Raw genomic sequence first — 23,461 nt, forward strand, 5'->3', positions numbered from 1 at the left:
CACCGCCTTTCTAGAGCCCCTGCAGCTACCTACGTTAAATATGCGATCGGATCCTTTGAGCCTGCTTCTTCGAAGCCTTTCAAACGCAACCGACAGCTGTCACATTCGCCACAAGCTTCTGCTTTACCATTGTAGCATGATGTTGTCAGCTCATAAGGAACACCGATTTTCAAACCTTCTTCTACGATCTTCGCTTTCGTCCAGGAAATCAGAGGTGTTTCAATCGTAATTCCCTTGCCTTCGACTCCAACCTTTGTAGCTAGTGCTATAACCTCTTCAACTTTGTGGATGAATTCAGGTCGACAATCCGGGTAACCGCTGTAATCTAGCGCATTCACACCGATGTATATTGCCTGAGAGCCTGTTACTTCTGCGTAAGAGGTTGCAATGGAAAGAAATAAAAGATTGCGTCCAGGTACATAAGTTACAGGGATTTCTTCAACTTCTGCCCCCTCCATCACATTCGGAACATCTATCGAATCATCCGTGAGCGCACTACCACCGAAATCTCGTAGGAAATCCAATTTGATGATTTTGTGACGTGCTGCAACCCCATAATGCTCAGCAACTTGCTTGGCATTCTCGATTTCAATCTTATGACGCTGTCCATAGTCAAAAGAAATCGGAAACAAATCATAGCCTGCTTCCTTCGCTAGTCCCATACATGTCGTACTATCTAAACCGCCGCTAAGAATAATAACGGCTCTTTTTGTGTTTTCACTCATGCTTAGCACCTCTTTATTAGAATTTGAAAATGGCACTGCACACGTCGTGTACAATGCCTGCTAGCTAGACGCCTCGCATCGCTGGGTCCCAAATTATCTTATGCAACTGCATGTTCAGTTTCACTTTTGATAACCCCTCGGCCAGCATCAGGTCTACCAGCTTGCGCGGCGGCATCGTTTCCCACACGGGACTGAACATCGGCAGTGCCTTGGTTGGATACTTCTGAAGTACGCTGACTGCTGTTTGGAAATCGAGATCGCTTCCGATCACGAATTTCAGCTCATCCTGCTCGCGCAGCAGCTCGAAATTGCTGTAAATCATCTGATCCATTTCACCGGAATCAGGCAGCTTGAAGTCCATCACATAGCGTACCTTCGGTGATGTGACTTGCGAGATAAATGGCGCTAGGTCAATCGCACCGTTCGTCTCGATGTGCAGGTCATCGACCTGCTCCAGCTCGGCAAGTGCTTCGATCAGCGCGAGTGACTTGTCGCCGTATAGAAGCGGCTCACCGCCCGTGAGGCAAATATGTCGGGAGCGGAACGTCTGGACCTTGCTGATAATTTCAGCAATGGTCATGACGTTCTCGGCTTCCGCCGGCGGGTAGCTGTACGTGGTGTCACACCATGTGCAGCGCAGGTTGCAACCAAAAAGACGGACGAAGATCGTCGGGAACCCGGCACGGGTTCCCTCCCCTTCAACCGTCTCGAAGATCTCGACCATGGGGATGCGGATATCTCGCATTACAGATCCTCCTCCATCATCGAGCGTGTGATGGCTGCATAACTAGTCGGCGTTTCCCATAGGCGAATCTCGTCCAAAGAAATGGCTGGATACAGCTTCTCATCAAGCAATGCTTGATGAATTTCTTCATAGATCCAAACCACCATATTCTCAGCCGTCGTGTTCATCGGCGGCAATACGTCGTTCAGATAACGATGATCCAAGCGATCAATCACACGTTCTTTCGTAATTCGTTTGATATCTCCAAAATCAATTGCGATCCCTCGGCTATCCACTTTGCCCCGCATAATTACTTGCAGCTTATAAGTATGGCCATGTAGACTTTTACATTTTCCCTCATAACAATGCAGATGATGCGCACTGTCAAACGTAAATTCTTTGGAAATCAAAACGGATTTATGGTGATATTTCAATTGGTTCTCTTGGATGTCACGCCCCAACTCTTGCACATTTCTTGGGATTTCATAGCTCATTATTATCACCTCATATATTCAAAAAAAACAGTACTCTACATTATATCATAAATAGACAGATTGTCACCTTACGAGGGTGGCATGGAAGAATTTCGCTCCTTCTTTTGCATCCAATCTAAGTGTCCGCGGATCTCTTGCATGCGTTCATTCTCATCACGCAAGTCTGCTTCTATTAAAGCAGTCAGCCGCTCAATCTGGCGGGCAACAGAATCAGGAAGTTCTACTTCTTCAAGTGACTTCACAATATACAGTAAGCATTGCAGGGTTTCATCCATGAGGCTCTTCTTTCTCCCCGTCAATACGACTTCGCTCAAAAAAACAAGGTGATTCAACTCTTTTTGTGTTAATTTCAAGAGGAACAACCCCTTTCTTTTTCCATTATCCAACATTTTACGACAACGGGAAAGACTCTCTTGACAATCACAACTATAACATTTATGATTACAGTAAATTGTTACAAAGTTGTTTACAGTTCATCAATCGATTTCCAGACATTTACTCGCATGCTTTTGGGTGACTGAACAACACTATACAGAACTAATTCTAATCCTTGGAGGGATCCGTAATGAGCACACAAGTACAAAATGAAGTTTTGAAAGTAATCGAAGACCGCCATTCCGTTAAGCAATACCAAGCTGGGCACACGTTGCCAAAAGCTGATCTTGAACAAATTTTAACTTCCGCTTCCTTGGCACCCTCTTCTTGGAATCTGCAACATTGGAAACTTCTTGTTATCGACGACCAAGCACAAAAAGAGAAATTGCTTCCAATCGCTTACGGTCAAAAACAAATTGTTGAAAGCTCCGTTGTTATCGCCGTTCTTGGTGATCTTGAAGCGAACAAAAATGCGCAAGCTGTTTTCGGTCCAGCGGTTGCTGGCGGTTTCATTCCACAAGCTGTGATGGATACGCTAGTTGCACAAATCGAAGGTGCGTACCAATACCCACAAGTTGCTCGCGATGAAGCAATCCGTAATGGTTCCTTGGCAGCAATGAACTTGATGCTTGCAGCGAAAGCACTAGGCTATGACACTTGCCCAATGGGTGGTTATGATGCTGGTAAATTCGTAGAAGCTTTCAACGTTCCGGCACGTTATGTACCTGTTATGTTGATCAGCGTTGGTTTGGCTGCTACGCCTGCACGCGCGGCTGGTCGCTTTTCATTAGATCAAATCACAGTATCTAACTCATTCTAATAACAAATAAATTATGTAGGAAAAGGCATGCCTCTCATGTTAGGATGAGAGAACATGCCTTTTTTTTGCACGCATCACTTAGTGAAATTGTTCGGTTTCAAACATAATTTCGTCGATCAGCTTATTCCGATAAAGCATTGATAAATTAAAGGTTTCGTATTCCTTCTCTTTATCTAGCTCGTCTAATAATAAGGTGGCAATCAATTCTCGATCATTCGAATCCCCTGGTTCACGAAAATCAATAAATCCTGTGAGTTGCCGAGAGCTAATATCCACCGTCGCGGTTCCGATCGGTAAGCCACCATAAGATTGTTGGTAAATCTCATAAGATAACGTATCCAAATCATCTCTGACCAGAACAATGGAATAGTCGTCACTTGTTGGTATCCACATATCATCTTCAGATTGTATGTCATCCACCAAATCGAGCATATCAATATGCGTTAGTTCCACCGTATCAACGGTCTCCCCATTAAAGATCATATGGAACACGAACGAATCTGTTTGTTCTTCATTGAAATCTGCCACCATAAGTTCAGTGACAATGTCCATCTCTTCATCAAAAGGATCAAATTTCCAGGTAATATCCCCGATCACCTCGGATCCATAAATGTGCAAGACTGCTTCAGCGATCAAGTCTGCCTCCTTGTCATACACATGATACTCAACACTGCTCCTATTTTCGTTAACAATAACGAGTTCGTAGCCCTTTTCTTGCATGCGCTCCTCTAACATGTCTTGCTGCTCTAAAGGCAGTTCTGACTCCCGATCATCCAAACTAATATCTTCTCTTAACCACGAATAGTCCAGTTCATCATCATGCAGGAGATCTACACTTCCGATAAAATCCTCCTGAAACGTTGATGGCAGAACCGCATGCTCCGTCACAATGACAAAATCATAATCACTATAGCTAACCGTAACTTCACACTGGGTGATTCCAAGCGCATCAATCACATCCTGAATATAGGACTGAGCAAAATCATAGACCGCTTGCTTATTCACAATCGTGATGGATTGCTGCTCCAGATGAATCGCGCCTTTGAGACGATCCGATTCCCTGTAGACTAGCGTTAACGTACCGACAAACTCCCCATTGTACATAATATCGCAGACTTCGCCGCCTGCTGTTTTCAGGTCGGGTCTTAGCATAATATCGGCCACGACTTACTCGCCTCCTCTACAGATCTTGTGTCATTCTTCTGTAGCATGCCCATTATCGACCAAAATATGAGTAATCAGGGTAAACGTCTATACACTTGTGCCCCAACTTACATATCTTATCTTATAACACTCACCACGAAAGGAGGGAATGTCCATGTCAGGAGTAGGTACATCATCAGCTGCGGTTTTGGTTCTTTTTATCCTTCTTGTTATCATCACTAGCGCATTCGTTATTTAATAGTTGATGTAAAAACAAAAAGACGATCACCAGCTCATTGAGGCTTGGTGGTCGTCTTTCTCATTTGGGTTGATGCTCGGCCTGATTAAGCCGTTTCCGCTCTGTTTCAATGGCATTCAGTTTAGCTGATAGTATCTCCGTTGCACCTGGTTTATCCTTGTGCTGGGAGAAAATCTGCTTCGCCCTCGCAAGTTTCCCCGAACGCATGGCTAACTCGCCGAGCGACGTCGCTGCCTTCCACTCGCCAATGTGGTAATCAGCGCTAACACTGCCGCGGTAATTAGGCAAGCTAGTCACCGATTGCTTAATGCTCGCCTCCGCTAATCGCAGCAGCTCATCCGCCTGCCTCATTCGTACTTGCGCGAGCAAATAATGCGCGTCAGGGAAATCAGGCGTCTGAGCCAACGCTTTGTGGCAGTAGGCTTCTGCTTCGGAATAATTTTTGCGCTGCAGCATGATTTGTATTAGGAGCCGGTAGATCTCAGGCATACGGCCAAATAGTGGCGTTTGGATGCCTAAATGTTCCGCTTCAGTTAAGGCAGTGAATGCTTGCTCCTCAAGACCTAGTCCGAGCGATTCACGACCGTAGAATAACCAGTGACCTGGATTATCAGGCTCTTCTTCGATCATTAGCTTAAGTAAACGCAAATTACGTTCGAGCTTTCCCTTGCTTTGTAGGACAGCTGGTTCATAGCCATGATGATCCAATCTGATCTTAACGGCTCGCCGATATGTATCCAGCTGATAAATCCCTTTATCCGTGCCTATTTGTTCATGGATACGTCCATAGTAGCGAAGTCCTCTTTTTGCAGGGAACATCCGTACTTGAGAGAAATCATGCTGAACTGTACTCTTCACCTTGTTTAAATGCCAGACATGCAAGGCAGGTACGAGGTCAAGATGGTTAAAAACGCTGGCAGCCTCGCGAATCGCGTTGACATCCTCCGGAATCAACACCTCATCGGCATCGATCCATATGACCCAATCCGTTTGGACATGCTGTAGACCGATATTACGCGCGGCCCCAAAGTTGTCTTCCCACACGATCGGGACAACCCTTACCTTCGGGTACTGCACAGCTATCTTGCGAGTATCATCCGTCGACGAATCCACAAGCAGGATTTCATCCACTGCCCCTTGCAGGGCAATGATACACTTCGCAATATTCGCAGCTTCATTATGTGATAAAATCGCCGCGGTCACCGTGACCTTGGGAACATACAAGAGATCTTTGATATCGGGGCGCGACTCACCTTGAGGTACCTTCTGCATCGCTTTGTAGATGTGATTAACCCACTTGGCCTGCGGATCCAGCAACCAAGCGCGGTCAAAGACCCGCTTCGCGGCGCCAGCTTGCTTTTGTAGGAGCAACGTCTCACCCAGCATTACCCAGAGCTGCGCTTCCAAGGGTTTCTGGCGGATGGCTTGGAAGAGCTCCGCTTCGGCTTCTTGGAGTTTTTTGGATTGGATAAGGGTGATGATGTGGTTAATTGCTAACATTATGGTTTAATGAACGGAATTGTGAAGACACTGCTGCCGCCGCTCTGTTCACTATCTGCATCTGGGGGCGAAATTGTTAACAAAAGGCTAGTCGCAGCTCCTTCAGGAGCGAAGTTGTCCACTGTCACAATATACGAACCGGTATGCATCACATACCCATACGTCACATCAGCAACCGTAGGAAAGCTAACATACTCGTTGAAATGAGTCGTGAAATTCGCCCAATATTCTTCATTACCTTGATACCCTAGCAATTTAGTAAGATCGATGGATTGCGAAGTACCATTTGGTGCCGGTCGGTCAATTACATTGAACATAAGATCGTTTTGATACCAAACGATATCACTGTTCTCATTATAAGCTGAATAAACTTTCACTCTCGTCGATTCATCTGTTTGAGTACCAGCAACAAATGTAATATTTTCGGAAATCTCCGAATAATAAACTATCGATGAATTAGTAGGCGATGGATTAGGCACAGTCGTAGATACATCTATAATGCTCTCACTATCATCAATCCAATTTTGCGTTTCAGGATTTATTGTTAGGCTACTTAGACCAGCAGCATTCGATGGGAACAAGTTAATTTCTTCAGGTATAGACTCATTCAGAGGATAAAGATTTATCTCAATATTAACAGCCTGCTCTGTGGAAATATCCTCAGTTTCTTTAGCCTTTAAATTCGTAATGGTAACTGGATTCATTACCATACCTGCTCCAAGTAAAGGTTTAACATCCCCAATTGTCAAAGTACTATCAGGTAAAGAGACATGTGTCGTTCTTGCCGTACTGTCGCCCGATACATAATATTGCACATCTGCCTCATATTCAAGGTCATGATCTGTGGTATCGTAGAAAAGTTCATTCAAATCCAATTCTGACGTTGAAGATAGGTTGAGAATGTGTCCCTCTCCGGATAAGAACTCAGCAATTCTGCTAGGTTTTAACTCCGAATTAAATACTGGTGCTTCATTAACTGGAACGGTAACCGTAAATGGCTCCGATTCAGTCACACCACCAAGTCCGTCCCGAGCGACTACTCGAAATGTACTTGTACCTGAATAATAAGGATACAGCTTCCAGTTTGATCCGCCTTCACTCTGGTTATATGCACTTACAACTGGACCTTCCTGTTCAGTAGACGTCCAAACAAGTGTTGTCGAAATATCATCACCATCTATATCAGAAAATAATTGATTTAAATCCCCCAGTGTGTATGGTTCATGTCCTAGTCCTATTGTTATATCATCTATTTCTTCGACTAAACTAGGTGCATGATTTCCCCATTTTGTCCCTGAAGGTATCGCTTTACCAATCTTATCTAGAAGAGCCTTCACATCATCCTGTGACGAGTACTCAACAGGGAAGGAAGATATTTTTTTCACAGCATCAACAATATCAAATTTTTTCTCAGATGAAATCGTTGAATCTATCGTCACTTGAAATGTATCTTCGAATTCTACGCCGTCAGAAAAATAATGCACTGTAAATGTAGCAGTTCCTGGGGCGATAGGTTTAATTTTTAAAAGCCCTTCATACTCGTACCCTATTTCAGTATCAGCAACTTCAGGCTCATCACTATAAATAGTAAATTGTGAATAATAATCATAAGGATCCGTTCCATAAATCGAATTCAGATCAAGTAGGTCTGTTTGCCCTACTAATGGAACAATAGTATCTCCAAGTTTATCTATTAGTACTGGATCTGGCTTTGGCGAGTTCGTAGCATAGGTAACAGGTGAAGCATCCAACAAAAATGGCACTGATAGTAGAGCAGTACTAAGGATAACCGCGGCAGTCTTTTCCTTCTTCGAATAGAGTTTACTTTGTTTCTTCATTCCCATCTCACACCACCATCATCTATTAGTCTTTCTCTCATTCTATCATAGGAAATTTGTACTAAAAACCCCTAAAACGACAAAAAACCTCAAAAAACGAGGTTTTTGACCGATTTCTATTTAAAAACAATACTTCCGAATGGCTTCATGTACGCCTTCATTATTATTGGAAGATGTCACGGCATCTGCAGCCTCTTTCACATCATTCGGTGAATTCTCAACGGCAATCCCCAAACCAGCAAAATCCATCATTTCCAGATCATTAAAGTAGTTGCCAATTGCCATTATTTCTTGGGCTTCAATCTCTAAAGTAGCTGCCAATGCCTTCAAAGCGTTCCCCTTATTGGCAGTCGGATTCATCACATCAATGAACAAATCACCACTGCGAATCATCCTCAAATTACCATAAAGCTTCTGATCTTCCCACTCCAGTTGAACACGGTCCAACACCTCCGGTTGAGCAAAAAGCGTGAACTTAACGATCGGCACGCCGAGCTCTGAAACAGACGTAACAAGTTTAGGATTGATGAGAAACTTTTGGTACATCATCTTTTCATATTCACCGACACGTTCGATATACATATTGAATGCTGTGCACACATCGAAGTGAATCCCTTCACGGCGAGCATAAGCCAACATACTTTCAATTTCGCTAATTTCAAAAGAAAACTCATTCACCAACGACTGTCCTCGCTCATCGGCATGAACGGTTACCGCTCCATTATGAGTGATCATCGTTCCTTCCAAGCCCAATTGCTCTAGGATCGGCAACGTACTTGCCGGCGCTCTCCCCGTACAAAGTACAATATGACAGCCTTGATCATGAACCTCTTGTATAGTTTCAATCGTTCGATCCGTTAATTCGTGATGATCGTTAAGCAGTGTCCCATCTACATCTAGTGCAATTAATCGATAGTTCAAGGTATTCTCTCCTCGCTCTTTTCTTATCGACTAATTGTACCATAGGAGCAAATTCAGTTCACCGATTTTACAATAACAACACTGACTTTCCAAGATCTATTATTCGTTATTGCACCCGATGAACACCAACCGATTGCTGAGCATTCCCAATGATTTCGATGGGAATATTTTCCTTTTTGACAACACCATTACTGTACCTAATCTGAAAATGAATTGTCTGTGCACCTCGAGGTAGTCCCTCCGTTAGTGATTGGAATTGACTATTAAATAATTCGCCACTAAACATGGTAGAGTCACTGATCAGTGGTGTTAGCTTTTCAGAAACATATAAGGTCTGACCATTCAAACCAATCGTGTCGATCCAAGCGATGACCTCGTCAACCGAGGTGGCTGCGCTCCGACTTTTCACAATAAATATTTCCCCAGAATAAAATTGCTTAGGATTTACTAGTGTTTGGTGCCCCTTTTGATTATGCAAAACCAACCAATTATCCGTATAAGTCACAACAGACTTTATGGTCAAAGGCATCGCGTTAATCGTTTTGACTACCGTCGATGTAAGAAAACCATCCGTAGCGGTGAGTGTAACTTTGTAATTACCAGGCTCAGTGAATTTTTGAGTAAAATTTGTAGTTGTAAAAGCTTTAGTAACCCCGTCTGGCCCCTGAACGGTCCATAAGTATGTAAGCACATCGCCATCAGGATCAGTCGAAGTATTGGTGCTCCGCACCTCATCCCCCTCCCATACAGGCATAGGAGTCCAATCGAAATTAGCAACAGGAGGTAGATTGATAAATAACCAAGTTTGTGGTGAATAGTCTGACCAGATAACGCCATCGAACACCCTAACACGAACTCTCAATTTTTGCCCAGCCGGTAGATCTGTGTTTACTGTCCAACTGCCGATTAATGACGACGAGCCTTGATAATACTGGCCTGAGTCTGCAATCATTGTATCGTTGGCATCATTCGTGACTTGAATTTGAAAGTACGTAAACGTAGTACCTGGATCGGGATCTGTTTGATTCCATTTCAGCGTTGGCCGCAATGTACTAAATCGTGATGGAGAAGCTTGTGTGCCGCTAGGATCCAACATTATTGCTGTTGGTTGACGGTTTGTAATAAGCCACCCTATATTCGACCATGCTGACCAAGCAATTCCATCGAAAACCCTTACTTGAACTTGGTACTTTTGTCCCTGAGCTAGCGCTTGTGATGTCACCCATTCCTGCATAGTTGCAGAAGTTCCTTGAGGTTTGATACCACTGTCCATCACGATATTGCCTGATACTTCTTTGATTATCACTTGGAAAGCTGCAAAGGTTGTGCCTGCATCTGGATCTGTCTGATTCCAAGTAATCGTAGGCTGTAACGTATTCACATAACTAGGACTTGCTTGCGTCCCATCTGGGAATGTGAGTACTGCTGCAGGTGGTTGATTTGGCAATGGAATCGTAATATTGATCGTTTGTTCAACCCAGTCGGACCAAGCTCCGTATTCATCAGCCACGGCAGCTCTGACGGTATATAGCCCTGTTTCAGTAGGACGCGTGAGCTTTCCTAATTGGGTAACGCCACTTGGCGTTGTATAGCTGTACCTGTTGTTAAAAATACCTCTAGTGCTCTGATAGTTTTTCCCTGTCGCTTCTGTTGAATAGTTTGCCGCGCTAAGCCAGCGATCAGGGTCATAGCCTGTCTCCGTCCATTGAATCGTATGATCTGGATTCTCAGCAATCGTGAATTGTTCTATTGGTCTTCTATGAACAAGGATTGAATGGGTGGCAGGATCGGACATTTTTTGAAACATGGCAAAGACAGGCGATGGATATTTGAATCCAGCTGGCGCAGGATCATCTGGTTCTTCGAATTCAACCTTGAATACGCCTACCTTCGAAATACTAGGACTTGGGTTTTGAATAATGACGCCATTATAGCTGTTAGTTCCTATAGGATCGGAAGCACCATCCCCTGCATTAAGAAATTTTTTTGGCTCCATATTCGTAAATTTCCATGTTGCTAGATTAGGAATAGCAGGATCGTTCTCAGGATCAAGATAACTTGTGCTATAGGTAATTGGCATATTAACAATGGCTTGATTGGCAACTGCTGTATCACTACTCTCGTAAATCATAGCATTAAACCCTTGAAACTCTACATACGGGGATTCTGAGTAAAGACCATAAGATCCAGCAGTCACAAATGTATTATCATAAACATCGATGATCGGAATTCCAGCTGCATAGACAATAATGTGATTTGCTCTTACTTTGGCTCTAATATCTGTGTACTCCCCGAGCTTTGAATTATAATTTTTACTCATAATAGTAGATGAAATACCATTAACAATTTTGGTCAACTTGATGAGATTCGGCGTCATTTCTACTCTGTACATGTTTTTGTTATTTTGCACTCTAAAACCGATGCCTGCTGTGACGCTATCACTATACGTACTAAGATTAAATTTGGTTTTAACGCTGATATCACCATTATAAAAGCTAGCATCATTGTTGGAGAGGAAACCATAACTACTATTTCCAGTCGTGTTGTTTACATCTGTTTTTACAGATAATATCCATTCTCGCCTACTCTGACTACCGCCGAAATCCGAATATCCTTGATACACAGCTTTTATTGTGCCATCTTCTGTCAAATTAATGCTTTTTATACCCATCGTTGAAGTTCCATTGCCTGAATCGGAGTAATTAGAAAAACTCAATCCTGTTGGAATATCCACTTCTTTTGAACCTGTACTCATATCGTAAACCAATATGTTCGTTTCACCGCTACCTATAATTAATTTCCCGTCTGCGGATATTGTAGCTTTTGGAATAGGACTTCTATACTGGATGTCGCCATCATCTGGCCAATAATTGATTAAATATCCGTATGTTTTCACTCGATCTATCGTCGTAGTTTGACCCGTTCCGAGATCATAGAACATCAAATCCCATAATCCATTCTTGCCAACAGTGGTATAATAACCGCTCTCTACCGTCTGTTTGATATAAGCAATACGATTATTAAAAACACCTAAGTAGTAAATTAAATTGTTATGGGGATCGGCAGCATTCCCACCACCTACTAGATCTAGCAAAACAGCACCCGTATTTGCATTTAAAACATATTTTTTGGCACCATATCTAATAACAATTTTAGAATCATTATCGGATATGTATTCTATAATGATGTTTTGCATAAAATTTGCGATGGGATTACTATATTCCCATATCACAACTCCACTACTGTTATACTTTACTAGGGTACACGATTGTGAGTAATTATCATAATAGCCCCAGTAACACTTATTCTTGTAGACGTTACCACTCGAATCCTTATTGAAAGTCGAGCTAAACTGAGTGGTTCCACGCTGAACAACATAGCCGTCCCAATCATAACCCCAATTTAGCGAGTCCATGAGAACCCCATCTGTAACTTTAGGATTCGGGCCAGTAAACATGGATGGATATGTAGTTGGTTCTGGTGGTGGACAAGTTAGAGAATCAGACCACGCAGACCCACATGTTAATGTTTTGGTACCCGTATATGCGGGACTTACCGTCTGATTCATCCCGTTCTTGGTAAAATTCAAAATGTCTGTGATTCTGGTTACATACTCATTATAAGTACTATTTTGCCAATATGAGTTATAACCTCCTTGTCTTTGAAATATCATATCCGAATTAAATTGCGTCATGCTAGAAGGAGAATAAATTAATCTTGGTATTACTTCCTCCCCCCAACCGCCATTGTTGGAAAATTCCGGCGCGGGATTATACGTCGATCCATAGGCAATTTGAGGATTGTCTTCATTATAAAAGTAGATGGCTTCGCTATTTTGTTCTGATTTCCACAGGTGCTTGGCAATTCTGTTTTCTTTGTTAAAATTAGCATAATAACCATTCAAATTACCTGTATTACCACAATCACGACAATAACTTTTGAATGTGCTAAACCATTTTGTTACCACATTTGAACTAGTAATTGATTTGTACGGCTCGTAATTCGTTACATTCCTCGTACTAATTGAGTTATCGCCTGCATTATAATTATACAGTTTTGGTGCTGAAACGCTTGTTGGAGAAGAGGCTGTCCATGTTGCTGAATTAACCAATGTATTAGCTGTTGGCGTAACTGACGTTATATTAGCGGGTTCAGGTTGAACACCAAAAGCTGAGAAATCAACTTCGGGTATTTGGTTGACCACTTCGAATGAAAAATCTTTGTCCGTTGATTTCTTTAGACCAAGACCTTCTTTTAGATGAATGTGAACATTACAAGTCTTCGCTACTTGGGTAGGTGTGTATGTAAAGTTCCCACTTCCATCAGGAGTGATCGTAATTAGTGTTTCATCTGCTAAAGATCCGTTATTATTTTTGTCGCAAGCTAAAGAAATCGTGTGTTCCGATATTGGGTCATTATCTGGGCTGAAGGACTTGTCATGGAAAGAAATAGGAACATTTCTAATCCCGATATCGTTATAGTCTAATCGTGCGACAGGTGGAAAGTCTTCTAAGACGCTCAAATTAGAATGTGCTGTGTAAAGGGACCGCAATCCAGCGCTATCTGTTACGTCCAGTTGAATGTCGTAATCACCGAAAGCTGGATAAATAGGCAGCTTAGTCCCGTGCCAGTCACAATTTGATATTGTCCTAGATTTATACGGACTGTAACTATTGGTACAGCTAATATCTGACGTATAGGATCTACCTTCCACTACTTTTGGCGGTAATGTGATAATAGGGACTGGGTTCGGAGGCACAACGCTCATACTTGCCGAAGTTTGTGACTGATTACCACATTTATCCGTTGCTGTTACCTTGATACTGTGATTACCAAGAACGTTTGCATTGAAATTGTACGTCCATCCGTTAGGTTCGTGATCCCATAAATCGTAATCGGTTTCGAGTTGTCGTACCCATGAACTCGAGCTCCCACGGAAATCCCATGTAAGAAAGTAAGGATCTCCATCAGGATCATATGGTTCGTCATGATCTCCTGGATAAATCGCTGGCTTTTGGATGACTCTCAGCCAAACGCGTTCATCTACAGCAAACATACTTTCTGGCGAAAAGCTTGCGCCGTCGTATGCTTGGAACCAGCCCACATGTACCACTGGCGGGTTATTAGATGGTGAGCAAGATGCTGGCGAAACAACTTGGAAAGTTTTTGGCCCTGCAATAGCTTCTCCACCACACGTGGACGTGACTTTAAGTGAGACACTGACTGATCCGATTGTCATCCAACCAGGGTTTGGTGGTAAGCCACCAACATTGAATGAAAAAGCACCTGTATTTGAATAGACCTTTGAGTTTCCATTTTGTGACACCGTATATGCAACCTGTTGAATTCCACAACCATTGCCACCAGTAACGGTAATACCATCGGCTATAACACCGTTGTAACTCCCGAACTCAATTGAGGGTTTTTCGATTTTAAAATTGGCTGTAATTACTTCTGTAGAAGGGGATATGGAGCAGGTAGATTGGGGAGTGATTGTAATTGATTTGTTATTGTCGGAGGTGTTCGTCTCATCTGTTATAGAATCAATGACGATAGAGACTCCGTATGGGGAAGTTCCTGTGAAGGACTTGCTGAATGTTTCGGTTTTTTGTTGACCAGCATTTAGTCCAGAGTAATTAAATGTCTGGAAAGTTGAACCATCACTTAAGACTTTCACATTAAATGGAGTTGTTATGTTAGTGCCACCTGTGTTGCTTATAGTAAATGTGAAGGCTGTAGAGGTATTAACTTGTACGCAAGAAGGGCTACTAATGGAACCAGCTACTAGGTTAGCTGCTCCTGCGGGGGTTTCGTACTCTACGTCGACTGTTGACTTATACTCGTATGTAGATCCTTGTACATCGACTATAAATGCTGCGAACCATACCTTAACCATTGCTCCGGTCCCAGGATCTGGAGTTTGTTGAGAGTCAAAGGGTGGTACAAAATCAGTAAACCTCTGGTTATAAATAACCCTAAACTTACTGGCGTCAGAAGAATCTGATTTTACCCTAACGACATCTATTGTCTCCGCCCTCGCCTTACCTGGACCAGTTGGTCCTGGAATGCCAACAAGCTCATTAACTACCGCAGCACCCGAAGAAACGTCCGGAACTACTGCAGCATAAGGAATTGAAGAGTTATCTAAAGTACTCTTATAGGATTGTTCTATAATTGAGTCTAATCCTAGATTGTCGACACCTTGTGCTACGAAAGCACTTTCGTTAGATGCGCAGTATGGAACGGTTGGTAACGAATGACCGTTTACGGATTCCGTAGGGGCACTGATTGTTTGATAATGAATACCATCAGATGTGCCCAACGAGGGTCCACAATTTATTCGGTATGTAGCGCCGTCTCCATCTTTAACATCTGCATACCAATTATATTTGTGTGGGTCGGTCGGAATGTACCTAAACCATGCATAATACCCCTGTGTCCCTAAAGCGTTATTTCTTGAGACTACAGGAACTGCAGACCCAATGGCATGAATATCATTTAAAGGTCCCTTATAATTATTGACTCCAATTGCCGAGGGAGGTGTGACATCATCACCATCATGAAAAATCCTTTTAATTGTTTTCCCTGAGGGTACTGTTATATCAACCTTAGCTCCAGACATATAATCATATTTCGAGTAATGCTTACCATTAGCATCCGCACCCGTCCCGTTATAATCAATTGGAGCCGTCATACTATTTACCGGAGGTGCGGCGAATGCTTTACTACGCCATTCTCCTAAATATTGAGATGGTAGTAATTCAAATAGTAAAAGACCTAACATGATAATACTAAAAATCTTATTGCTCTTCCTATACTTTGATAGTCTCAATGGAATCACCACCTAGTTTGTTTTCGTAGGTGAAGTGATATCCACGATAGTTCTACCGTAGTTTTGTTGAGGTGGAATAGCAGGGGCGGAGATATTTATCTGAATACCCCCATCTGTAGTGTACCCGGACTTAGGTATCACGAACATACTTACATCACCAATGTTGTTGATATATACCTCACCTAAAGTATTCAACGTACCACTCTTAAGGGCTGTACTATCAGGGCTTCTAAATCCGTAGAATGCTATGAACGGAGTAGTGTCTTTGGCATATAAAGATGTATCCTTATTGAACTCCAAATGGGATTTAATAACGATCATGTAATAATTTTTTAAATCAGAAACCATAAATTTTGAACGAACTCCGGGGGCTAACCATTTCATTTGACTTATATCCCCAACCACTGATCTATTAGGATCATTAGGATTATCCATATCTACTGCAATAATTTGATCTACTTGCGCTTTATACTTCCCATCAGGTGTTTCCATAATAAGTTTTCCAGGATTATAAGGAGTTAGACCAAAGTGTTCATCGCTATTCTGTTTACCACTAAATGCTGAAATCATTGAAAATATATTCGTATTCTTTAAAGATAACTCTGCTTGTCCAATTGCAAATTTATCCGTCTGTAAAGTACCACCGTTATTAACGGTCAGAATACGTTCGATAATCGTCACAGACTGAGCACGCGTTGTACTAGCCTCAGGTGCCAATTCTCCACCAGACAAACCTTGAATTAATCCCGTTTTAGCAGAGTTATACATGATAGAATCATTATCTATTTGAATCGCTTTGTTCTGTAAAGTCACATCAGTAGCCCGCAATGAAATACGCGACATTTCTAACCGAGTAATCGGTTCATTTAATTTATCTATCGAGAAATCCGATTCTCTAAGAATACCTTTGTTTATGGCAGCAGCAATATAGGGTGTAGACCAATCCGCTCCTGTTGAAACACTTATTACACGTTCCTTTATCGCTGTTATGACCATTTTGATAAACTCAGCACGAGAAACATTATTTTCAGGTTTAAATGTGGAGTCCTCGTATCCGTCAACATAACCTTTTTTCACAGCGCCTTCTATAGCAGACATGGCCCAGTGATCAGAAACGTCCTTTAATTTTATCGCAGTGACCGGGCTCGGAGTTGGTATTGGTGAATCTGCGGCTGAGGTCGAGGATTGACAAGCAGTAAATAAAAATAAAGCTGAAAGCAGAATTAATGATTTTTTCAAATTGAACTCCCCCTGTTTGTATATACCCAATTATTGGTAGTATCTCATTTCACAATTGTAAATGTCTACCTATTTTCGACATATTTCCACTAAAACAGCAAAACCGCCTAGCATTGCTAAAAATCAGCAATAACTAGGCGGTTCTTCCGCACAAATAAATTTCACTATCAAGAAAATACCATATTATAGTATTTTTGTATAGTTAATTTTGATTCTCGTTGGCATTTCGTAAAGAAGAGAGCTCTTCAACACTCAATTCTCTGACTTGGCCTAAGGCCAAATCAGGATCTAGGACCAGCGGACCCATTGAAATTCTTTTCAGAAAAACTACTTGCTTACCAACGGCTTGGAACATTCGTTTCACCTGGTGGAATTTCCCTTCCATAATCGTTAGTTCAATTTCAGAAGGGATTCCCGCGGCTTCATTTCCGGTCTGTAATATTTTCAAATCACCTGGCAACGTCTCATAGCCATCATCTAAGGTTACACCTTGACTAAAAGCTTCTCGATCCGCATCGTTAACCTCCCACTCAACTTTGGCGTAGTAGGTTTTCGGAACGTGCTTACGAGGTGAGAGCAGGTTATGGGCCAGTTTGCCATCATTTGTGAGCAAAAGGAAGCCCTCTGTATCCTTGTCCAAACGGCCTACAGGAAACACCTCGAACGGAGCATATTCTTCGTCCAAAAGATCCACAACCGTACGATCCCGATTATCTTCGGTTGCCGAGACAACCCCTTGCGGTTTGTTCATCATAAGATAAACAAACTCGCGGTAAGTGACGACTTCTCCATTCACGGTAATGGTGTCCTTATCGGGGTTCACCTGCATTCCGCTGTCCTTGACCTTCACACCGTTGACGTAAATTGCGCCTTCTTTGGCAAGGCGCTTAAGTTCAGAACGTGTACCAACGCCCACATGGGCGAGTATTTTATCGAGTCGTTGAGTTTGTTTCATGACCTTTTAGGTCCACCTCCAGCCGGGCGGATATTCGTTCTTCAGCATCCCGTCGAGCCATTTGCCCCAGCCGACGGGATGGTCGTCAATGCAGACCAGGCAGTAGCCTTTGGCTGCCTTGGTCTCTTCCGGATCGCGGAGTATCTCGCTCTCCGCGACTTCGAGCGTCTCGCCCTTCAGGTACCGAAGGGCTCGCTCGTCGCTCGAAGCCAAGCTCAGCGCTCGCTTGGCCTCGCGCAAACGCAGTCCCATGGCTAGCGCATGGGACGGTTCGAATCGGCCGCGGTGCAGCGCGCCGATGTACCAGCCCGGCCGCACGACTTTTAGTCCGTGCAGCTCAGGCAAGCCCGCCGGCGACGCATACGCGTGGTCGCCGTAACAGACAAGCCGCCTAAGGGCGAAAGGCTCGCTGCGCAGCAGCTCACCGGAGAACGCCTCCAGCGGCTCCAAGCTCACCCCCGTGCTAGGCGGTGCCTCAGCACGGCCCTTCCCGCGTAGCGCGGGACGGCCGCTACGCTTCCCCGCTGCCGCCACAAAGTCGGCAGCCCCCGCACTTGCACTCGCACTCCCACCATCCCCAACACTACCCAAAACCGCCAAAAAATGCCCCTCACCCCGCAACTTATGCGGCCACAACCTCGCCGTCCCTGCCACAGCATCTTTTGCTTTGGAACTATACACCTCAGCCTCACACCACGGTTCTCTCAGCCAATCCGGCCGCCCAGGACTAAATCCTTCAATCGGCACAACATCAAACGCAGGATGCTTGTCCAAAAACTCCGCAATCTGCGCCTCATTCTCTTCTGGCGAGAACGTACAAGTCGAGTATACTATCCTGCCTCCAGGAGCCAGCATCACCGCAGCTTGCGCCAACAATTCTCGCTGCATCGCAGCAAATTCCTGGACAGAATGGCGCTCCCATTGTCCCATCATTTCTTCTTCCTTGCGAAACATTCCTTCACCTGAACAAGGCGCATCAATCAAAATTTTATCAAAATACCCTTGGAAAGCAGTCAACATCCGCTCTGGTTTTTCATTCAAAACAACGGCATTTCGCACGCCGAGCAGCTCTAAATTTTTAACCAAAGCTTTGACCCGATCTGAATGGATATCGTTAACAACTAACACACCTTCACCTTGCAGCTTCGCGGCGATTTGCGTCGATTTCCCACCTGGGGCTGCGCACAAATCCAGAACCCGCTCCCCTGGTTTTACACCAAGCAGCTCCACCGGTGCCATCGCACTCGGCTCTTGGATGTAGTAAAGTCCAGCATGGTAATACGGATGTTTACCTGGACGTTCCCCTTCTTCATAATAAAACCCCTCAGGTACCCATGGTATAGCCGTCAGATGAAATGGACTCTTCTCCAAAAATTCAGAGCGCTCCACTTTTCCTGTGTTTACTCTTAATCCATACACTCTCGGCTCCTCATAAGAAGCAAGAAACTGCTCAAACTCCTTTTCACCCAGTAAATCAATCATCTTCTCCCTAAAAAGGGGCGGTAGCTGCTTCGCCATTCGACATCTTCGCTTTCTATATAAAATCCCTATAAAATCCCTAATGATCAGGCAGTTTCTTCTTTACATGTATCGGTGTAACGGTATTATAGCTGACTTGTCACGAAACAGCCAATAATATTCCGATTTTGGACAGGATATGCTATACTTTTTATAGAAGATAGTAGAAAGTACACATTATAAAGAGGTGCATACATGAAGAAGTTGCTTATTTATTTAGGCATAGTTGTTATTCTATTCGGTGGTTTATACTTTGTAAATCAGCAATCTACCAAGTCTTCGGACAAAGCCAATGCTGGTAATCCCTATGGTGTTGCCGCTTCCAAGCTCAATCCAGAGACTGTGAAACAGTTAAACGATCCGAACTACCAGAACTTAATTTTACCTGCGGATTTAGATACCAAATTGAAGAACAAAGAATCATTCTTCCAATACTATTATGCGTCAACTTGCCCTCATTGCAAAGTGACAACACCGGTTCTAGTTCCCATACAGAAAGAGCTTAATCTTGATGTAAAGCAATTCAATTTGGAAGAGTTCAAAGATGGTTGGAACAAGTACAAGATTGAATCCACACCTACCTTAGTTTATTACAAAAATGGTGTAGAAGTAGATCGCATTGTTGGCGGAGTTCCAGAAGCTGGATCTACAGCTGGCAATACCCCAGAAGTATTCAAAGCCTTTTTTAATAAGTATAAAGGTTAATGTCATTAATTAATGCAAACCTACAAAAGGACTTCTTCACCCAATGGTGAGAAGTCCTTTCTCATTTCACTCATGCTCACTGCCGACCGGTGGATCCAATCTCAAATCTTCCAGAAGATCCTCAAGCTCTTCATCCAGAATCATAATATCCAAATCATAGGGAAGAAACGGCTCCTCTTTCAACCTCAACAGCTTCCCCAGATAAACCTTACTATCCTTCACCAATAAACCTAGATCAATGCCTAACGTATGTTCAGGATAAGGTGCCAGCTTGTCTAACCCCGCACTAAAAAGTTTAATAGAACCGCTCGGATTGCCATTTAAATGATGATAAAGGCCTACTGCAATTTGCAGCAGACCTTGGTATAACGGATTTCGGCCTTCCTCCAGCCAAAGCTCCTCCATCACTTCATGACATTCGAAATAATCCCGCTGATCGTTAAAATAATACAGAAAAGCGACATACAATCGGTCATATTCGCTCATGGATTAGTTATTTTCTCCTTTTTTGGCTCTCGAAATGGCAGCCTCAATATCGGCAGATAAATCACTAAGTCCTTCTTCTGTTTCCCAAATCTCATTGAACCGTAATTGAAATTGAGCGGCTTCTCGTACACGATGGTAGAAATATAGTTCTTGGATGTTGCTAAGCACACGGTTGACTAGATTGGAGTTATCCTCAAACATCCGTTGAGAAGCCATAATCTCACCACGAATACTCGACATTTCCTGATCTAGTAGATAAGCCGCTTCCGCCGCTTTACTTAACCGCGCCCGAACCACATCAGGTAACTGCTCTTTATATTTATAATTCAAGGAATGCTCAATCGTCGCCCAGAAGTTCATTGCCAGGGTCCGAATCTGCACTTCTGCTAATATTTTCTTCATACCGAGAGCAGTTTGAACGGGATATTCGATAATAATATGAAAACTTCGGTATCCGCTCGGCTTTTTATTTGTAATGTAATCCTTCTCATACACAACACTCATATCTTGTCTGCTGCGGATAAGTTCAGCAAGCACTTCGGTATCTTCTACGAATTGGCACATGATGCGAATGCCAGCGATATCTTCAATGCCTGACTCTAACTGATCCATCGGTACGCTCAAACGCTTCGCTTTCTCTAACACGCTTGATATTTTTTTGACACGTCCTGTTACAAATTCAATCGGTGCGTACTCTTCACGACTTTTAAGTTCGCCACGTAATGTTTTGAACTTTACTTTCAATTCCTCTACCGCTTGTTCATAAGGCAGTAGAAACTTCTTCCAGTCTCGTCCATCCATCCATGTATCCTCCATTCTGAATGAAGTTAGTGCGAATCTACGCCTATTGCCTGGGAAATATGTGTGAAACCATCTTTCTTTAACAGTTCTTGAAGCCCTTTATTTATACGCCCAAGTAGACCTGGTCCCTCATAAATTAATGCGGTATAAACTTCAACAAGACTTGCTCCAGCCCGGATTTTGTCATAAGCATCTTGCGCGGTGAAAATCCCGCCAGCCCCAATAATCGGCAGCTTGCCATCTGTTAATTGATACACACGTCGAATAACATCTGTTGAGCGCTTCGTTAATGGCAATCCGCTTAACCCGCCAGCTTGCTCGCGATTAGCATGTCTTAAGCCTTCTCTGCTTAGCGTGGTATTCGTTGCGATAATCCCAGATACTCCGCTTTCCTTAATGATTTGTACAGTAAGAACAAGCTCATCATCCGTTAGATCTGGTGCAATTTTGACAAGAACCGGTTTCGCGGCACCACCATGCTTCTTATGCTGCACTTGCATTTCATCCCGAACCGTAGACAACAAGCGTTTCAATTCATCGCCATGTTGTAAATTACGCAAATCAGGTGTGTTTGGTGAGCTTATGTTAACAACAAAGAAATCTCCATATGTATATAACGCTCCAATACAAGCACGATAATCCTCTTCGGCCTGCTCGTTTGGTGTTAATTTATTTTTCCCTATGTTTACAGCAACTGGAATCACATGTTTCCCTGTTTTCTCTAGGTTGTGTGCCATCTCAGCTGTGCCTACATTATTGAATCCCATGCGGTTAATGAGTGCTTTGTCTTCAGGAAGACGGAACAAACGAGGGAGCTCATTACCTGGTTGTGGTTTTGGAGTAATCGTACCGACTTCCATAAATCCAAACCCCATTTGTGAAAATCCTTTGACCGCTTTCGCGTTCTTATCTAGCCCTGCAGCAAGGCCAACTGGGTTACCGAAGTGCAATCCCCATAACTCCTGTGTTAATTGCGGGGATTCTGGGACCCCATACATGGATTTAAGCAATTGCTTGCTCCCAGGTAAATTCCCAACAGCACTGAGGCCGTCAATGATTAAATGATGCGCCTTTTCCGGATCCATTCGGAACAAAACGGGCTTGGCTAATTTCTTATACAGCATGTCCTATGCACTCCGTTCTCTCTAAGTACTCTAACAGTCAGTTTAGCTGACAATGTAGAAATATGCAATCCACTTGAGATCTTAAACCTCGTATTCAGACAAAAAATCCCTGCTCCACAAAGGTTGCAAGGGAATGCTCTAACTTATTTATTTTCACCTATACTTCTGTACGTTGCAGCAAGCGCTCCAAATGCATCGTTAAGTATCCCGTCTCATCGTCAGGCACTTCTAATTGCAGTGAATCACTTAACATTAACGATAAAACCTTTGCCTTCACGTACGTGTCGCCGTATTCTTCTTTAATTTTGGAAAGGAGTGAGTTTTGAAGAGTTTTCTTTTGCTTAACCCGTTCAATTACACCTTTTAAATGACTGATAAACCGAAGTGTTGAGAACGAATCATCGAAATTAAAGCCAAGTTCCTTCGCAGATTCGATCGTTTGTGAGACCACTCTAACAACCGCAAGAGAATCAGATGCTTGCTCTTTCTTACGCGCACTGTTGAAATGCATCGTCAAGAATGCAACCTCATCCTCAGGTAATTTCACATCTAGATGTTCATTCAAGAATTCAACAGATTTCTTAGCAACCTTATATTCCTCAGGGTACATGTATCCAATTTCATAGGCAAATGGATTCGTAATGAAGATTCCGCGCTTCTGCCGCTCAACCGCAAAGTTAATATGATCTACAAGTGAAGCATGGATCGTTTCTGAGAAATCGCCTTCCAGCATGCTTTGAGCATAGGCAATGACTTCTTCGGTTATCCCGATGATTTTAACATCGACTGCATTTAGGATTTGTTCATAGTTTTTCAGTACTTCTGATGTATGCAACAGGAACTCTTGTGTAATTTCTGCTTCATTAATCATCATACCTGGTGTTTTCTTGAATCCGATCCCCTTACCAAATGCGATGGAATTTTTCCCTGAGCTTAAATGCGCCATCACCACGTTATGGGATAGAACATGTATGATCGTCCGATCAATCATAAGACACCTCC

General features: G+C 43.1%; 19 protein-coding genes. 3 read left to right on the forward strand and 16 right to left on the reverse strand.

The window, feature by feature from the left end:
* Positions 1 to 29 precede the first annotated feature (29 nt).
* The 4 genes from queC to ACSQ8P_RS24770 form a co-directional block, all read right to left on the reverse strand.
* Positions 30 to 725 (reverse strand): 7-cyano-7-deazaguanine synthase QueC, encoded by a 696-nt coding sequence (queC, locus tag ACSQ8P_RS24755; RefSeq protein WP_436237629.1) that lies wholly within the window; start codon positions 723 to 725, stop codon positions 30 to 32.
* A 64-nt stretch (positions 726 to 789) separates the two neighbouring features.
* Positions 790 to 1,470, reverse strand: a complete 681-nt coding sequence (locus ACSQ8P_RS24760; protein ID WP_436237630.1) for a 7-carboxy-7-deazaguanine synthase QueE — start codon at positions 1,468 to 1,470, stop codon at positions 790 to 792.
* Entirely contained in the window at positions 1,470 to 1,943 is a 474-nt protein-coding gene (gene queD, locus ACSQ8P_RS24765) for a 6-carboxytetrahydropterin synthase QueD (RefSeq protein WP_056616183.1), read from the reverse strand. Before queD ends, ACSQ8P_RS24760 begins: the two co-directional genes overlap by 1 nt.
* Positions 1,944 to 2,011: 68 nt before the next feature.
* On the reverse strand, positions 2,012 to 2,296 hold the full coding sequence (locus ACSQ8P_RS24770; RefSeq protein WP_436237631.1) for a hypothetical protein: 285 nt from the start codon (positions 2,294 to 2,296) through the stop codon (positions 2,012 to 2,014).
* 212 nt (positions 2,297 to 2,508) lie between these two features.
* On the opposite strand from ACSQ8P_RS24770, the gene ACSQ8P_RS24775 reads away from it, so the two are divergent.
* Positions 2,509 to 3,138 (forward strand): nitroreductase family protein, encoded by a 630-nt coding sequence (locus ACSQ8P_RS24775; protein WP_436237632.1) that lies wholly within the window; start codon positions 2,509 to 2,511, stop codon positions 3,136 to 3,138.
* A 78-nt stretch (positions 3,139 to 3,216) separates the two neighbouring features.
* Here ACSQ8P_RS24775 and ACSQ8P_RS24780 read toward each other — a convergent pair whose 3' ends face one another.
* Positions 3,217 to 4,302, reverse strand: coding sequence for a hypothetical protein (locus tag ACSQ8P_RS24780; protein WP_436237633.1), 1,086 nt, complete (start codon positions 4,300 to 4,302; stop codon positions 3,217 to 3,219).
* A gap of 148 nt (positions 4,303 to 4,450) precedes the next feature.
* Here ACSQ8P_RS24780 and ACSQ8P_RS24785 point away from each other — a divergent pair, with 148 nt between their 5' ends.
* A complete protein-coding gene (locus ACSQ8P_RS24785; RefSeq protein ID WP_414813255.1) occupies positions 4,451 to 4,540 on the forward strand; it encodes a YjcZ family sporulation protein in 90 nt (29 codons plus the stop codon).
* Positions 4,541 to 4,600: 60 nt separating this feature from the next.
* Here the strand turns inward: ACSQ8P_RS24785 and ACSQ8P_RS24790 are convergent, their stop codons facing one another.
* From ACSQ8P_RS24790 to ACSQ8P_RS24820, 7 genes are all read right to left on the reverse strand, one after another.
* Entirely contained in the window at positions 4,601 to 6,040 is a 1,440-nt protein-coding gene (locus ACSQ8P_RS24790; RefSeq protein WP_436237634.1) for a glycosyltransferase, read from the reverse strand.
* The gene (locus ACSQ8P_RS24795) at positions 6,040 to 7,878 is read right to left on the reverse strand and encodes a hypothetical protein (protein ID WP_436237635.1); all 1,839 of its coding nucleotides are present in this window, start codon (positions 7,876 to 7,878) and stop codon (positions 6,040 to 6,042) included. The genes ACSQ8P_RS24790 and ACSQ8P_RS24795 overlap by 1 nt, the downstream gene beginning before the upstream one ends.
* 120 nt (positions 7,879 to 7,998) lie before the next feature.
* Positions 7,999 to 8,799, reverse strand: a complete 801-nt coding sequence (locus ACSQ8P_RS24800; RefSeq protein ID WP_436237636.1) for a Cof-type HAD-IIB family hydrolase — start codon at positions 8,797 to 8,799, stop codon at positions 7,999 to 8,001.
* Between the two features lie 106 nt (positions 8,800 to 8,905).
* Positions 8,906 to 15,583 (reverse strand): PKD domain-containing protein, encoded by a 6,678-nt coding sequence (locus ACSQ8P_RS24805; protein WP_436237637.1) that lies wholly within the window; start codon positions 15,581 to 15,583, stop codon positions 8,906 to 8,908.
* A gap of 60 nt (positions 15,584 to 15,643) precedes the next feature.
* Positions 15,644 to 16,870, reverse strand: coding sequence for an S-layer homology domain-containing protein (locus ACSQ8P_RS24810; RefSeq protein ID WP_436237638.1), 1,227 nt, complete (start codon positions 16,868 to 16,870; stop codon positions 15,644 to 15,646).
* 202 nt (positions 16,871 to 17,072) lie between these two features.
* On the reverse strand, positions 17,073 to 17,825 hold the full coding sequence (locus tag ACSQ8P_RS24815; RefSeq protein ID WP_436237639.1) for a pseudouridine synthase: 753 nt from the start codon (positions 17,823 to 17,825) through the stop codon (positions 17,073 to 17,075).
* 6 nt (positions 17,826 to 17,831) lie between these two features.
* The gene (locus tag ACSQ8P_RS24820) at positions 17,832 to 19,343 is read right to left on the reverse strand and encodes an RsmB/NOP family class I SAM-dependent RNA methyltransferase (RefSeq protein WP_436237640.1); all 1,512 of its coding nucleotides are present in this window, start codon (positions 19,341 to 19,343) and stop codon (positions 17,832 to 17,834) included.
* Between the two features lie 195 nt (positions 19,344 to 19,538).
* Here ACSQ8P_RS24820 and ACSQ8P_RS24825 point away from each other — a divergent pair, with 195 nt between their 5' ends.
* Positions 19,539 to 20,048, forward strand: coding sequence for a thioredoxin family protein (locus ACSQ8P_RS24825; protein WP_436237641.1), 510 nt, complete (start codon positions 19,539 to 19,541; stop codon positions 20,046 to 20,048).
* 66 nt (positions 20,049 to 20,114) lie between these two features.
* Here ACSQ8P_RS24825 and ACSQ8P_RS24830 read toward each other — a convergent pair whose 3' ends face one another.
* The 4 genes from ACSQ8P_RS24830 to ACSQ8P_RS24845 form a co-directional block, all read right to left on the reverse strand.
* Positions 20,115 to 20,534: a DUF309 domain-containing protein gene (locus ACSQ8P_RS24830; protein WP_436237642.1), complete on the reverse strand. Its 420-nt coding sequence runs from the start codon at positions 20,532 to 20,534 to the stop codon at positions 20,115 to 20,117.
* A 3-nt stretch (positions 20,535 to 20,537) separates the two neighbouring features.
* Positions 20,538 to 21,335, reverse strand: coding sequence for a GTP pyrophosphokinase (locus ACSQ8P_RS24835; protein WP_173116513.1), 798 nt, complete (start codon positions 21,333 to 21,335; stop codon positions 20,538 to 20,540).
* A 26-nt stretch (positions 21,336 to 21,361) separates the two neighbouring features.
* On the reverse strand, positions 21,362 to 22,459 hold the full coding sequence (locus ACSQ8P_RS24840) for a quinone-dependent dihydroorotate dehydrogenase (protein ID WP_436237643.1): 1,098 nt from the start codon (positions 22,457 to 22,459) through the stop codon (positions 21,362 to 21,364).
* A gap of 157 nt (positions 22,460 to 22,616) precedes the next feature.
* Positions 22,617 to 23,450 carry a PRD domain-containing protein gene (locus ACSQ8P_RS24845; protein WP_436237644.1) on the reverse strand — a complete coding sequence of 278 codons (834 nt, stop codon included), beginning with the start codon at positions 23,448 to 23,450 and terminating at the stop codon, positions 22,617 to 22,619.
* Positions 23,451 to 23,461: the final 11 nt, after the last annotated feature.

Origin of the sequence: Paenibacillus sp. LjRoot153, from assembly GCF_964253085.1 — a bacterium.
Lineage (GTDB): Bacteria > Bacillota > Bacilli > Paenibacillales > NBRC-103111 > Paenibacillus_E.